This is a genomic window from Nocardioides palaemonis (assembly GCF_018275325.1).
In the GTDB taxonomy this organism is placed as follows: Bacteria; Actinomycetota; Actinomycetes; order Propionibacteriales; family Nocardioidaceae; genus Nocardioides; species Nocardioides palaemonis.
The window spans coordinates 1,341,271-1,354,767 of record NZ_JAGVQR010000001.1 but is presented as its reverse complement, the minus strand read 5'-3'; the positions used below and the strand labels follow the sequence as shown (position 1 = coordinate 1,354,767).

12 protein-coding genes are annotated in these 13,497 nt (G+C 74.7%); all 12 read right to left on the bottom strand.

The genetic code is table 11. The features are described from left to right. Positions 1 to 60 precede the first annotated feature (60 nt). The 12 genes from ftsY to KDN32_RS06570 all read right to left on the bottom strand — a co-directional run bounded on the left by ftsY (position 61) and on the right by KDN32_RS06570 (position 13,439). Complete coding sequence (gene ftsY / locus KDN32_RS06625; RefSeq protein WP_211731259.1) at positions 61 to 1,209, bottom strand: signal recognition particle-docking protein FtsY; 1,149 nt, start codon at positions 1,207 to 1,209, stop codon at positions 61 to 63. A gap of 12 nt (positions 1,210 to 1,221) precedes the next feature. After that, on the bottom strand, positions 1,222 to 2,148 hold the full coding sequence (locus KDN32_RS06620) for a methyltransferase domain-containing protein (RefSeq protein ID WP_211731258.1): 927 nt from the start codon (positions 2,146 to 2,148) through the stop codon (positions 1,222 to 1,224). 81 nt (positions 2,149 to 2,229) lie between these two features. Then, positions 2,230 to 2,406: a hypothetical protein gene (locus KDN32_RS06615; RefSeq protein ID WP_211731257.1), complete on the bottom strand. Its 177-nt coding sequence runs from the start codon at positions 2,404 to 2,406 to the stop codon at positions 2,230 to 2,232. Positions 2,407 to 2,509: 103 nt separating this feature from the next. After that, positions 2,510 to 2,992, bottom strand: coding sequence for an acyl-CoA thioesterase (locus KDN32_RS06610; RefSeq protein WP_211731256.1), 483 nt, complete (start codon positions 2,990 to 2,992; stop codon positions 2,510 to 2,512). After that, complete coding sequence (gene smc / locus KDN32_RS06605) at positions 2,989 to 6,543, bottom strand: chromosome segregation protein SMC (RefSeq protein WP_211731255.1); 3,555 nt, start codon at positions 6,541 to 6,543, stop codon at positions 2,989 to 2,991. Before smc ends, KDN32_RS06610 begins: the two co-directional genes overlap by 4 nt. A 147-nt stretch (positions 6,544 to 6,690) precedes the next feature. Further along, the gene (locus KDN32_RS06600) at positions 6,691 to 7,164 is read right to left on the bottom strand and encodes a GNAT family N-acetyltransferase (RefSeq protein ID WP_211731254.1); all 474 of its coding nucleotides are present in this window, start codon (positions 7,162 to 7,164) and stop codon (positions 6,691 to 6,693) included. A gap of 28 nt (positions 7,165 to 7,192) precedes the next feature. After that, entirely contained in the window at positions 7,193 to 8,659 is a 1,467-nt protein-coding gene (locus tag KDN32_RS06595; RefSeq protein ID WP_211731253.1) for a hypothetical protein, read from the bottom strand. 256 nt (positions 8,660 to 8,915) lie between these two features. Further along, positions 8,916 to 10,019 carry a pyridoxal-phosphate-dependent aminotransferase family protein gene (locus KDN32_RS06590; protein ID WP_211731252.1) on the bottom strand — a complete coding sequence of 368 codons (1,104 nt, stop codon included), beginning with the start codon at positions 10,017 to 10,019 and terminating at the stop codon, positions 8,916 to 8,918. Between the two features lie 23 nt (positions 10,020 to 10,042). Further along, positions 10,043 to 10,513 carry a DinB family protein gene (locus tag KDN32_RS06585; protein ID WP_211731251.1) on the bottom strand — a complete coding sequence of 157 codons (471 nt, stop codon included), beginning with the start codon at positions 10,511 to 10,513 and terminating at the stop codon, positions 10,043 to 10,045. 11 nt (positions 10,514 to 10,524) lie between these two features. Continuing rightward, entirely contained in the window at positions 10,525 to 11,886 is a 1,362-nt protein-coding gene (locus KDN32_RS06580) for an FAD-binding oxidoreductase (RefSeq protein ID WP_211731250.1), read from the bottom strand. Between the two features lie 36 nt (positions 11,887 to 11,922). Next, on the bottom strand, positions 11,923 to 13,167 hold the full coding sequence (locus tag KDN32_RS06575; RefSeq protein WP_211731249.1) for an MFS transporter: 1,245 nt from the start codon (positions 13,165 to 13,167) through the stop codon (positions 11,923 to 11,925). Between the two features lie 80 nt (positions 13,168 to 13,247). After that, entirely contained in the window at positions 13,248 to 13,439 is a 192-nt protein-coding gene (locus KDN32_RS06570; RefSeq protein ID WP_211731248.1) for a hypothetical protein, read from the bottom strand. Positions 13,440 to 13,497: the final 58 nt, after the last annotated feature.

Sequence of the window (13,497 nt, the reverse complement as noted above, 5' to 3'; positions counted from 1 at the left end):
ACGGCCTGACATGTTCAGCGATCCCCGGTCGGCCGGGGATCGCTGAAAACGGCTCGACCGTCAGCCGAGGAGGGCGTCCACGAACGCGGCGGCGTCGAAGGGGGCCATGTCGTCGGCGCCCTCACCGAGGCCGACCAGCTTGACCGGGACGCCGAGCTCGCGCTGGACCTGCACCACGATGCCGCCCTTGGCGGAGCCGTCGAGCTTGGTGAGCACGATGCCGGTGACGTCGACGATCTCGCTGAAGACGCGGGCCTGGATGAGGCCGTTCTGGCCGGTGGTCGCGTCGAGGACGAGCAGCACCTCGGTGACCGGGGCCTGCTTCTCGATGACCCGCTTGACCTTGCCCAGCTCGTCCATCAGGCCGGCCTTGTTCTGCAGCCGGCCGGCGGTGTCGACCAGGACGGTGTCGACCCCGTCCTCGGTGCCCCGCTTGACCGCGTCGAACGCGACGCTCGCCGGGTCACCGCCCTCCGGTCCGCGCACCACCTCGACGCCCACGCGCTCGCCCCACGTGGCGAGCTGGTCCACCGCAGCGGCGCGGAAGGTGTCGGCCGCGCCGAGGGTGACCGTGAGGTCCTGCGAGACGAGGATCCGGGCGACCTTGCCGACCGTCGTGGTCTTGCCGGCGCCGTTGACACCGACGACCAGGACCACGCCGGGCTTGCCGTCCGCGCCGGTGACCTGCACGCGGCGGTCCATGTCGGTGCCGACGAGCTCGATCAGCTCCTCGCGCAGCACGGCGCGTACGTCGCTCGTCTGCCCGCCCTCGACCCGCAGGCGGGTGCGGAGCTTGTCGACGAGCGCCTGCGTGGGCGCCACACCGATGTCGGCGGTGAGCAGGAGGTCCTCGATCTCCTCCCACGTGTCCTCGTCGAGACGGTCGCGGCTGAGCAGCGCGAGCAGTCCCTGGCCGAGGCCGCCCTGCGAGCGCGCGAGGCGCTGGCGCAGGCGGACCAGCCGCGACGCGGTGCCCTCGGGCTTCTCGACGACCGGGGCGGCCGGTGCCTCGGGCTCCGGGGCGACCTCGACGGCCGGCTCGGGCGGCGCCTCGGTCGCGGTGTCGGCCTCGGTCGGCGGCGGTGCGACGACGTCGGTCCCGCCGGACGGCGGCACCTCGCGCCGACGGCGTCCGGAGGTCAGCAGTCCGGCCAGCGTCAGCAGGCCGACGACGGCGATCGCGACGATCAGCGAGATCCAGTCACCCATGGGTCAATCCAATCAGAGGTGCACCGCGCGACGAAGCCGGGTGAGCACCCCCGCCTCCCGCGCCAGCGCGAGCTCCTCGCGCGTGCTGGCCAGACGTGCGCGCAACGCGTCGCGCTGCGCCGCAGCCCGGTCGGCCCGCGTCCGCGCCCGGTCCAGCCGTTCGCGGGTGTGGTCGAGGTCGGTCAGCAGCGCGTCGAGCGCGGCGGTGAGCCCGGTGCCGGGACCGCCGGCCAGCATCGCCGGCGCCGCGCCCGAGCCGTGCCGGGCGATCCAGACGACCTCGCTCGCCATCAGGCCGAACCACTTGACCGCGGCCTCGCCGACCAGCGCCGGCGGCGTCACCCGCACCGTGGCCAGGCCGGCCGCGGACAGCCGGTCGTCGATGTCGTCGCCGTACCACCGCACGTGGTCGCGCTGCCCGAACCGGCGCAGCCGCTCCTCCTCCGGCGCCTCGAGGTCCTCGTCGGTGCCGACGCCGACCTTGATCGGCACCTCGAGGAGCGCGATCCCGTGCGGGCTGAGCACCCGCGCGATCTCGCGCATGGCGGCGCAGTCGTCCGGGACGTGCTCGAGCACGTGGTAGCAGACCAGCAGGTCGACCGAGCCGTCGCGCAGCGGCAGCTGGCACACGCTGGCGAGCGCGTCGACGTCGCGGGAGTCGTAGCCGGCGTCCAGGCTGATCCGGCGACGGGCGCCGAGGCGGTCGAGCATCGGGGTGGTCTGGCGCGACGGCGCGATCTCCACGACCAGGTCGAGGTCGCGCAGGTCGGGCGCCAGCGTGCCGAGCAGGAGGGCGAGGAAGCGGTGCCGCTCGAGGCTCCGGCAGCGCGGGCAGGTGGCGTGCGGCCGGCCGTCGGGACCGGGCCGGAACTCCCGCGACACCATCGAGCCGCAGACGGTGCAGTAGGTCCTGGTGAGGTGCTCGCGTGACGTGGTCACGTGTCGCAGGCTAGCCGCGCGGAGCCCTCGCGTGCGGTGCCGCGCCGTCGTCCGCGTGTCCGGCGACGCGCGGTGGGCGGGTCAGACCCGCGACTCGGAGTCCTCGAGGACCGGCAGGGAGTCGACGCCCTTGCGCATCGCGTCGCCGAGCTGCGGCACGACCGGCATCCGCTCCCCACGGTGCGGGTACGCCACGTAGACGGCGACGCCGCCGGCGACGAGCAGGCCGAGGATCATCGTCACGACGATGGCGAGCACGGGGTTCCTCCGAGGTGGACCGGACAGGGCTCCTCCAGCGTCACACACGACCGGTGGCGTCGGTGCACCGGTGAGGGCGCCGGGCGCGTCGCTGTGGGACCCGTCACGCCCCGCCGGCGGGGCGTGGCCGGAGCAGCGGCGTGACCGCGGCGCGAACCACGTCGGGCAGGGGCGCGACGGGCCGGTTGCCGGCACCGTGGGTGTTGTCGACGTAGACGTGGACGAAGCGTCCCTCCGCCGCCGCCTCGTCGGACGGGCCCTGGAACAGCCCGATGCGGTAGACGACCGAGCTGGTGCCGACCCGGTCGACCACGAGGCCCATCTCGATCGGCTCGGGGAACCCGATCTCGCGGAAGTAGCGGCAGCCGGTCTCGGCGACCACGCCGATCTCCGGCAGCGCCCGCACGTCCACGCCCGTCGCCTCGTAGAGGTAGGCGTTGACCGCGGTGTCGAACAGCTCGTAGTAGGTGGCGTTGTTGAGGTGTCCGTAGGCGTCGTCGTCGCGCCACCGGGTGGTCGCGGTGCGCCACGCGACGTAGTCGTCACGCGTCGGCCGGGGCGGCCGCGCGGCGGAGCCTGCGCTCATGCCGGCTCGGCGTCGCGCAGCCGCTGGCTGATCACGGCGGACACCCCGTCGCCGCGCATCGTGACGCCGTAGAGGGCGTCGCCGACCTCCATGGTGCGCTTCTGGTGGGTGATCACCAGGAGCTGGGAGTTCTCCCGCAGTTCCTCGTAGATCTGCAGCAGCCGGCCGAGGTTGGTGTCGTCGAGCGCCGCCTCGACCTCGTCGAGGATGTAGAAGGGCGAGGGGCGCGCCTTGAACAGCGCGACGAGGAAGGCGACCGCGACCAGCGACCGCTCGCCGCCGGAGAGCAGCGAGAGCCGCTTGACCTTCTTGCCCGGCGGACGCGCCTCGACCTCGACGCCGGTGGCGAGCATGTCGCCGGGGTCGGTCAGCACCAGGCGGCCCTCACCGCCGGGGAACAGCCGCGCGAACGTCTGGTCGAACGCCTTCTCGACGTCGGCGTAGGCCTCGGTGAACACCTGCTCGACCCGGGCGTCGACCTCGCGGACGATGTCGAGGAGGTCCTTGCGGGTCCGCTTGAGGTCCTCGAGCTGCTCGGTGAGGAACTTGTGGCGCTCCTCCATCGCGGAGAACTCCTCGAGCGCGAGCGGGTTGACCCGTCCGAGCATCGAGAGCGCCCGCTCGGCGGCGCGGAGCCGCTTGACCTGCTCGTCGCGCACGAACGGGACCGGGTCGGGAGCCTCCTCGCCGTCGGGCACCTCGCCCGTGTGCGGGACGAGGGTCTGCGGGCCGTAGTCGGCGACCAGCCCCTCGGGGTCCAGGCCGAGCTCGTCGAGGGCGCGCTCCTCGAGCTGCTCGATCCGCATCCGCTGCTGGGTGCGGGCCATCTCGTCGCGGTGGACCGAGCTGACCAGCTCGTCGTGCTCGCGGCCGAGGTCGCGCAGCGTGGTGCGCACCGTCATCAGCTCCTGCTCGCTCCCCCGGCGCGACTCCTCGACGGCGGCGCGCTCGTCGGCGGCGAGCATGACCGACCGCTCGAGGCGGTGGAGCACCTGGCGCACGCCCGCGGCCACGGCCTGCGCCGCCCGACCCTCGCGCAGCAGCCGCTCGCGACGCTCGGCGGCACGCGCGCGCGACTCGCGCTCGGCCTGGGCGGCACGCACCAGCGAGTCGGCCCGGCCGTGCAGCGCCCGGGCCCGCTCCTCCGCGGTCCGCAGCGCCAGCCGAGCGTCCATCTCGGCCTGCCGGGCGTCGCGTGCGGCCTCGGCGAGCCGCTCGCGCTCGGCGGTGTCGGGCTCCTCGTCGGTGACGTCCTGGGCGGCCGCGAGCCGCTCCTCGAGCTCGGCGAGGCCCGCGAGGTCGGTCTCGCGGGCGGCCGTGGCGGCAGCGAGCGAGCGCTCGAGCCGCTCCGCCTCGCCGCGGGCGGCGCGGGCCTGCGAGCCGTGCTGGCCGAGCTCCTCGGCCACGGCGGCCAGGGTGGCGTCGGACTCGTGCAGCCGGGCGAGCGCGACGTCGACGCGCTTGAGCGCGTCGTGACGGGCGGCCTCGAGGCGCGAGATCTCGAACCCGAGGCGCTCGGTGGTGGCGGTCGCCTCGGCCAGGCGGGTGGTGGCCTCGTCGACCGCGGCCTGGACCTCGATCAGGCTGGGCTGGCTGCTGGAGCCGCCGGCTGCGAAGTGGACCGAGAGCAGGTCGCCGTCGCGGGTCACCGCGACCACGTCGCCGCGCTCGGCGACGAGGCGGCGTGCGGCGTCGAGGTCGTCGACGACCGCGACCCGGTCGAGCAGACGCACCAGCGCGGGGCGTACGCCGTCGGGCGCGGTCACCACGTCGACCGCCCAGGCGGCCCCCGCCGGCAGGTCCGGCCAGTCGTGACCGGCACCGCCGCCCGAGCCGAGCAGCAGGCCGGCGCGCCCGAGGTCGTCGGTCTTGAGGTGCGCGATCGCGGCGAGGGCGGCGTCGGTCCCGCTCACGACCACGGCGTCCGCGGCGACCCCGAGGGCTGCCGCGACGGCCGTCTCGTAGCCGTGGTCGACGTCGAGCAGGGCCGCCACCGACCCGAGCAGCCCGTCGACGGCGTCGCCGGCCGCGAGCAGCGCCCCGGCACCGTCCTTGCGGTTGAGCCCGAGCTCGAGCGCGTCGCGGCGGGCGACCAGGCCGGCCCGGTCGCGGTCGGCCTGCTGGGCCTCCTCGCGCGCGGCGGCGAGCTGCTCCTCGACCTCGTCGAGGACGGCGACGGCCTCCTCGTGCTCGGAGTCGAGGCCCTCCTCGCCGGCGTCGAGGCCCGCGACCTTCGTCTCGAGGGCGGTGAAGTCGCGCTGCGCGCGCTCGGCCCGGGCCACCGCCTCCTCGCGGGCCTCGGTGAGCCGGGCGATCTCGGCGTCGGCGGCCTCCGCGCGGGACGTGATCGCGTTGACCTGGCCGGTGAGCCGGGCCAGCCCCTCGCGCCGGTCGGCGGCCGCCCTCTGGAGTGCCGCGACCCGCTTGTCCTCCTCGGCGGCGGCGTCCTCGGCGGCGCGCTTGGCGGCGACCGCCGCGTCGAGGCCTGCGCGGTGCTGCTCGACCTCGGCCCCGATCTCCTCCTCCTGCCGGCGCACCCGGGCGGCCTGCGCCTCGAGGTCGCCGGGGTCGCGGCCCGAGTCGACCGCGTCGGCGTCGGCCACACCGGCGGCGTTGCGGATCCGCTCGTCGGCGAGCGAGGCGGTGCCGCGCAGACGCTCCTTGAGCCCCGACAGCGCGAACCAGGTCTCCTGGGCGGCGGCCAGGCGGGGCAGGTCCTCGCGCAGGGCGGCCTCGAGGCGTGCCTCGTGGTCACGGCCGGTGGCGATCTGCGCCTCGACCTCCTCGCGGCGCTGGACGAGGATCGTCTCGTCGGCCATCTCCTGGTCCAGCGCCGTGCGCGCGGTCACCAGGTCGTCGGCGAGCAGTCGGGCGCGGGCGTCGCGGACGTCGGCCTGGACGGTCTGCGCCTTGCGGGCGACCTCGGCCTGGCGCCCCAGCGGCTTGAGCTGGCGCCGGATCTCGGAGAGCAGGTCGGCGAGGCGGGTGAGGTTGCCGTCGGTGGCGTCGAGCTTGCGGAGCGCCTTCTCCTTGCGCTTGCGGTGCTTGAGGACGCCCGCGGCCTCCTCGATGAACCCGCGCCGGTCCTCGGGGGTCGCGTGCAGGATCGAGTCGAGCTGTCCCTGCCCCACGATCACGTGCATCTCGCGGCCGATGCCGGAGTCGCTGAGCAGCTCCTGGACGTCGAGCAGCCGGCAGCCGCTGCCGTTGATCGCGTACTCCGAGCCGCCGTTGCGGAACATGGTCCGGCTGATGGTGACCTCGGCGTAGTCGATCGGGAGCGCGCCGTCGGAGTTGTCGATGGTGAGCTGCACCTCGGCGCGACCGAGCGGCGGCCGGCCGGACGTGCCGGCGAAGATGACGTCCTCCATCTTGCCGCCGCGCAGGCTCTTGGCGCCCTGCTCGCCCATCACCCAGGCGAGGGCGTCGACGACGTTGGACTTGCCCGACCCGTTGGGCCCGACGATGCACGTGATGCCCGGCTCGAGCTGCATCGTCGTCGATGACGCGAAGGACTTGAACCCCTTGAGGGTCAGGCTCTTCAGGTACAACGCGGGCTCCTGGCGGGGCTGGTCGGGGCCCGGCCGACCGGTGCGTCGACGGACCGCTGGGGTGCGTGGGGAGGCTCAGCGCGCTCACCCTACCCGCGGGGACGCCTGCGGGGGCGCAGGCTCAGGCGGCCTGCCGGGGCGGACGGCTCAGAGGTCCACGCGCATCTGCTGGGCGGTCACCCGGTAGCCGAGCGACTCGTAGAGCCGGACCGCAGTGGTGTTGTGCCCGAAGACGTTGAGGCCGACGGACGTCGCTCCGAGGTCGCGGGCCGCGGCGTGCATCGCCTCCATCAGTGCGCGACCCAGCCCCTTGCCCCGCTGCGCGTCGTCGACCCGGAGGTCGAAGACCCAGGCAGACGTCCCGTTCGGACGCTGCCGCAGCTCGATCCACCCGATCCCCACCGGCTCGCCGTCGACCTCGGCGGTCCACAGGTGCATGCCGGGGCTGGACGTGCCGTCCGGGAGCAGGCGGGCGAACTCCTCGGCGGACCGCGCGGCGGCGGTGTCGGCGTCGAGCCCTCCCGCCTCGGCGATGTCGTCGGCGTACTCGCGCTCCGACTGCGCGCGGTAGGTGGCGTGCTCGTCCTCGGTCATCGGCCGCAGCCGCAGCGTCCCTGGCATGCAGGGCAGGCTACGGCCGCGGCTGGTGTCAGAGGGTGAGGCCCACGGTCCTGCGGCCGCTGCCGAGCACGATCCGGCTGCCCGCGACCGGGCCGCGGCCCGACAGGCGCAGGGTGCCCTTGCGGACCCGGGACCGGTCGACCACGGTGCGTCCGTCGAGCAGGCGCACCTGGCTGCGGGCCTTGGCGGTCGTGCGGCAGGTGACCGTCCACTGCTTCTTCCCGACGACCTTGCAGGCGGAGATCGCGGGCTGCGCGACGGCGGCGACGCTCTCGGCGAAGCCCGACGGCGGCCGCAGGGCGACCCGCAGGACCGTCCAGCGTGCGCGGGGCTTCCAGCGGAGGGCGAAGGCCCCCGACCGCTTGGCCCGGGTCTTCGCGACGGTGGTCCACACGGTCCCGGCCGCAGTGCGGGCCTGGAGCTCGACCCGGGCACCGGCCAGGGCCGCCGAGCCGGAGAACCCGTCGACCGGGCGGCCGACGCGTCCGCTCACCCTGGCCGGCAACGACAGCCGGGTCGGGGCGGGACGGGTGACCTTCAGCGCCGTCGCCCGGAGCGATCCCGGGGCACCCGTGACGGTGCCGGGCGCGGGGCTGGTGCCGTCGCCGGCGGCGACGGTGAACGTGCGCTGGGTGGTCTGGACCCTGCCGGACGTGAGGGTGGCGCGGACCTGGGCCGTGTAGGTCCCGGCGCCGAGGGTGAAGCCCGCCTTCCAGCCGCCGACGGCGTCGACGGTGGCCGCGACGGCCGTCGAGCCGATCGTGACCGTGACCCCGCTGACCGCGTCGGGCTGCGAGCCGGTCAGCTGGGCGGCCAGGCTCGTCGGGTCGGGCTCGACCACGCACGCCTCCCCGGTGGCGGCGGCCATCTTGAACAGGCTGCCACGCCGGTCGCAGGTCGCGGCGGCACCGATGCCGAAGGTGCGCATCCGCACCCCCGACCCGGAGAGCGCCGCGAGCTGGGCGTCGTCGATGCCGGACTGCCCGTCGGACAGGAACATGATCCACTTCGGGCCGGCCGGCGCGGTGGCGAGGGTGGCGAGGGCCGTCGAGACGGCACCGCTGAACGCGCTCCCGGACCCGCTCGCGCCGAGGTCGCGGGGGTCGTAGAGCCCGATCCGGCTGCGCTGGACGCTGCGCACGACGGTCTCGACCCGCGGCGCGGCGTCGCCACCGGTGAAGGCGGGCGCGAGGAAGGTCGCCGAGCCGACGGGGTCGAGATCGGCTGCGGCGGCCTGGTTGGCGAAGGCGACCACGCCCGCCTGCACCCCCGTGGTGGTGGCGAGGCTGCGGTTGAGGGCCAGCACGCCGGCCACCTCGCAGTCGAGCACGTCACCGACGCTGCCGTCCCCGTTGAGGTCGTCCTCGGCGCCCACCGCCCCGTTGCCGGAGCAGTCGAGCCCGGGGACGCGGCCGGTCGAGCTGGTCGCGTCGATGACGTAGAGCACCGACGTGGTGGCGCCGGGCTCGGCGCCCACCGTCCCGCTCAGCGTCACGGTCCCGGCCCTCGCACCGGTGGGCGGGTCCATCGTGACCGCTCCGGACGCGGCTCCCACGGGGAGGGCGACGGCTACGAGCCCTGTGGCCGCGAGCGCGAGCGAGATCGCCCGCGCTGCAGCGGCAGGGCCGCGTCGGGAGGGCCGGTGGCGCGGCGCACGAGGAGTCATGCACCGACCATCGCCGCACCGACGCCGCCCGCCGGCCCGTTCGTGCGGCTATCGCCCTTTTTTGGTAGGTCGGGCCGAGGCCGTCTCAGGCCGCGAGCACGTCCTCGAGCGCCGCGAGGACCAGCAGCACCGCGTCGGGCCGCGCGTTGCGCCCCATCAGGCCGATGCGCCAGACGCTCGAGGCGTACGCCCCGGCGCCCGCGCCGATCTCGATGCCGTGGCGCTCGAGCAGCCGGGACCGCACGGCGGCGGAGTCGACGCCGTCGGGCACCTTGACCGTGGTGAGCTCGGGGAGCCGGCTGCCCTCCTCGGCGAACAGCTCCAGGCCCATCGCCTGCAGCCCCGCCTGGAGCGCGTCGCCGGCCGCCTGGTGCCGCGCCCACACGGCGTCGAGGCCCTCGTCGAGGATCCGGCCCAGGCCGGCGTGCAGGCTGGCGACCATGGCCGTCGGCGCGGTGTGGTGGTAGGTCCGCTGGCCGCCACGCACCCCGGCCTCCCCGACGTAGCCGCCGAGCATGCCCAGGTCGAGGTACCACGACCGGGGCGTCTCCACGCGCCGCTCGAAGGCCCGGTCGCCGATGGTGAAGGGCGCCAGGCCGGGCGCGACGCCGAGGCACTTCTGGGTGCCGGCGTAGCCGATGTCGACGCCCCAGTCGTCGGCGCGCAGCTCGATGCCCCCGATCGAGGTGACCGCGTCGACGAGCAGCAGCGCGTCCGACCCCTGGGAACGGAGCCCGGCGCCGAGGGCGGCGATGTCGGAGCGCACGCCGGTCGACGTCTCGGCGTGGACGGCCGCGACGATCGCGGGCGACGGGTGCGCCGCGAGCACGCGGTCGACGTCCACCGGGCGTCCCCACTCGTGCTCGACCGCGACGACCTCCGCGCCGCACCGGGCGGCGACGTCGGTCATCCGCTGCCCGAACAGCCCGTTGACGGCGACGACGACCACGTCGCCCGCGTGCACCGTATTGACGAACGCCGCCTCCATGCCCGCCGAGCCGGTCGCGCTGAGCGGCAGCGTGCGGGCGTTGTCGGTGCCCCAGACCGTCCGGAGCCGGTCGCACGTCTCGTCCATCACCCGCAGGAACTCGGGGTCGAGGTGGCCGAGCAGCGGCGCGGCGAGCGCCTGGGTGGCCTCGGCGTAGGGGTTGGACGGGCCGGGCCCGAAGAGGTGGCGCTCGCGGATCATGGGTTCTCCTGTCTGCGACCGCGTCACGAGCCGGTCGTCCCGTCGATGGCTTCCCTCATGAGGTCGGCGTGGCCGTTGTGGCGCGCCGTCTCCTGGATCATGTGCGTCAGGATGGCACGCAGGTTGACCTCGGCCCCCCACGGCGTCGTGACCACGTCGTCGAGCCCGCCGGCGGCGACGACCGCGTCGGCGCGGGCGCAGGTCTCGCGGTAGCGGTCGAGCACGTCGGCGCTCGGCACGTCGTCGTCGACCCGGAACTCCGCGTCGTCCACGAGGTCGGCGTACGGGTCGGGCTCCCCCGCGAAGATGACGAGGAACCAGCCGTGCTCGGTCACCGTGAGGTGGCGCACGAGCCCGAGCAGGTTCAGCCCGGACCCGGTCATCGGTCGGCGCAGCTCGTCGTCGCCGAGTCCGTCCACCTTCTCCAGCAGCGTCTCGCGGTGGAAGGCGAGCTGCTGGACGAGCGCGTCCCGCTCCCCCGCCAGCCGGTCCACGGCCGGTCGCGTCACAGCACGGCGCCCGGGTTGAGGATGCCGGCCGGGTCGAGCGCGTCCTTGACCCGGCGGGTCAGCGCCATCACGTCGTCGCCGAGCTGCTCGGGGAGCGCCGACTTCTTGGTGCGGCCCACGCCGTGCTCGCCCGTGATCGTGCCGTCCAGCGAGATCGCGACCCGCATGATCTCCTCGAACGCCTCCAGCGCCCGCACCTTCGCGGCGTCGTCGCCGCGCGGCACGACGACCAGCGGGTGGGTGTTGCCGTCTCCGGCGTGCGCCACCACCGGGATCAGCAGTTCGTGGCGCTCGGAGATCGCGGCGACGGCGGCCACCAGCTCCGGCAGTCGCGGGACCGGGACGCCGACGTCCTCCAGCATCAGCTCGCCGAGCTCCTCGACGGCCGGGATCACCATCCGCCGTGCGCGGACGAACAGCTCGCCCTCCTCGGCATCGTCGGTGACGAAGACGTCCGCGGCACCGGCGGCCTCGCACGCGGCGCGCATCGCCTCCACCTCCGCCGTGCACGCCGTGCCGGGGGCGTCGCTCTGCGCGACGAGCAGGGCACCGGCCGAGGTGTCGAGGCCCATCGCCCGGTACGCCTCGACGGCGCGGATCGAAGGCTGGTCCATCAGCTCCAGCATCGAGGGGCGCAGCGAGCGCCGGATCGCCACGACCGCCTCGGCGGCGGCCGGCATGGTGGGGAACGCCGCGACCAGCGTGGCGCCGGTGACCTGGGCCGGGACCAGCCGCATCACGGCGCGGGTGACGACGCCGAGGGTGCCCTCGCTGCCGACGAAGAGCTTGAGCAGGGACAGCCCGGCGACGTCCTTGATCCGGGTGCCGCCGAGGGTCACCAAGGTGCCGTCGGCGAGGACCACGTCGAGGCCGAGGACGTAGTCGGTGGTGACGCCGTACTTCACGCAGCACAGGCCACCGGCGTTGGTCGCGACGTTGCCGCCGATGGAGCAGATCTCGTAGGACGACGGGTCCGGTGGGTACCACAGGCCGTGCTCGGCCGCGGCGACCTTCACCGCGGCGTTGAGCGCGCCCGGCTCCACGACCGCGACCTGGGCGACCGGGTCGACCTCGATCGCGGTCATCCGCTCCAGGCTGAGCACGATGCCGCCGTCGACCGCGCTCGCGCCGCCCGACAGGCCGGTGCCGGCTCCGCGCGGCACGACGGGCACGTCGTGGCGCGCCGCCCACCGGACCGCGGACTGGACTTGGCCCGCGTCCTCCGCCCGGACGACTGCGAGGGGCGTGCCGGCGCCGGGGTCCTGCGACCGGTCCCAGCGGTACTTCTCGGTGCGGACCGGGTCGGTGACCACGACCCCTTCGGGCAGCTGGTCGACGAGCTCGGCGAGGGCGTCCATCTACCCATCGAACCATCCGGGCGCGACCCGCGCCGCTCAGGCGTCGGCGACGACCTGCTCGTCGGCGTGCGCGATGAGGGCGAGCGAGCGCCACACCAGGGCGAGGGTCACGCCCGAGCCGACGAAGGCGAACCACCACGGCGCCGCCACACCCCACCCGTGGGCGATCAGCCCGCCGAGCAGCGAGCCCACCAGCATGCCGCCCATCACGCAGATCATGTAGACCGAGCCCACCCTGCCCTGCAGCTCGCGCGGCACCGCCCGCTGCCGGACGGCCTGCGACAGGGTGCCCCACACGAAGGCGTAGGCCCCGAAGAAGAACATCAGGGGGTAGGCGGCCCAGGGTGAGGTGGTCAGCGCCATCGCGAGGTGGAACAGCACCTCGGCCAGCAGCACGGCGCGCATCAGCACCGCGAGCGGCACCGACCGCTCGAGCCGGCCGTACGCGAAGGTGCCGAGCAGGCTGCCCAGCGCCGACGCGGTGGTCAGCAGCCCGAAGCCCGCCTCGTCGATGCCCACCCGCTCGAGCGCCCAGAGGACGAGGACGGCCCAGGGCGCTGCCCACGTCACGTTGAAGACCACGATGATGATCGCAAGCGTGCGGACCGGCGGGTTGCCCCACAGCCAGCGCACGCCGTCGGCGATGTCCTGGCGGATGTGGGTGTCGACCTGCTCGCGCACCGCGCCGGGCGCGGTCCCGATCCGAGACACCAGCGCGATGCCCGCGGCGATGCACACGACCGTGAGGACGAACGGCCACGCCGTCCCGGCGGCGAAGAGCAGCGCCCCGACCGCGGGACCGACGAGCTGGTTGCCGGTGATCATCCCCGCCATCAGCCGGGAGTTGGCGATGCCGAGGTCCTCCTTCTCGACCAGCATCGGCGTGAGCGTGCCGGACGTGGCGTCCACGAAGGTCTCCGCGGTGCCCATCGCGACCATCGCGACCAGGACGACGGCGATGTTGACGTGCCCGCTGACGATCGTGGCGCACAGGCCCGCGAGGACGACGCCACGCACCGCGTTGGCGGTCATGATCACCAGGCGGCGGTCGAGCCGGTCGGCGAGGGCCCCGGCCAGCAGCCCCACGAGCAGCCAGGGCACGGTGAGCGCGAGCATCGAGGCCGAGACGAGGACCGGGTTGCGGGTCTGCGAGGCGACCAGCAGCGGGCCGGCGGCGATCAGCATCCCGTCGCCGAGGTTGGTGACCCAGGACGACGCGACCAGCCACCGGAAGCCGCGGCCGAGGCGGCTGGGCAGGACGGTCTCGACGAGGGTGGTCACGAGCACCGGAGCCTAGGCCGCGCCGCCCCGTCCGCGCAGCGGGTTATCGCCGCCGACGGCGGTGGAGGGTGGACGGTCAGTCAGGCGGGCTGGAGGTCCTCGGCGGCCCGGGCCTCGCGGACGGCGGCCGCGAGCCGGTCGTTGTCGGCCTGGAGCCGCAGCACCAGCGACTCGAGGTCGTCGACGCGACGACGGAGCCGACTGTTCTCGACGGTGAGGACCGAGGTGGTCCGTGCGTCGTGGTTGACATGACCCAACAGCGCCTTGGCCATGGGGAGCCTTTCCGAACGGGGAGACGGGCCACGAGGCCCGTCTCCAAGAGTCCCACCG

Coding starts and splice junctions, on each gene's coding strand:
- KDN32_RS06610 (WP_211731256.1), bottom strand. CDS start 2,992: ATGAGCGCAGGCTCCGCCGCGCGGCCGCCCCGGCCGACGCGTGACGAC.
- KDN32_RS06590 (WP_211731252.1), bottom strand. CDS start 10,019: ATGATCCGCGAGCGCCACCTCTTCGGGCCCGGCCCGTCCAACCCCTAC.
- KDN32_RS06570 (WP_211731248.1), bottom strand. CDS start 13,439: ATGGCCAAGGCGCTGTTGGGTCATGTCAACCACGACGCACGGACCACC.
- ftsY (WP_211731259.1), bottom strand. CDS start 1,209: ATGGGTGACTGGATCTCGCTGATCGTCGCGATCGCCGTCGTCGGCCTG.
- KDN32_RS06600 (WP_211731254.1), bottom strand. CDS start 7,164: ATGCCAGGGACGCTGCGGCTGCGGCCGATGACCGAGGACGAGCACGCC.
- KDN32_RS06580 (WP_211731250.1), bottom strand. CDS start 11,886: ATGGACGCCCTCGCCGAGCTCGTCGACCAGCTGCCCGAAGGGGTCGTG.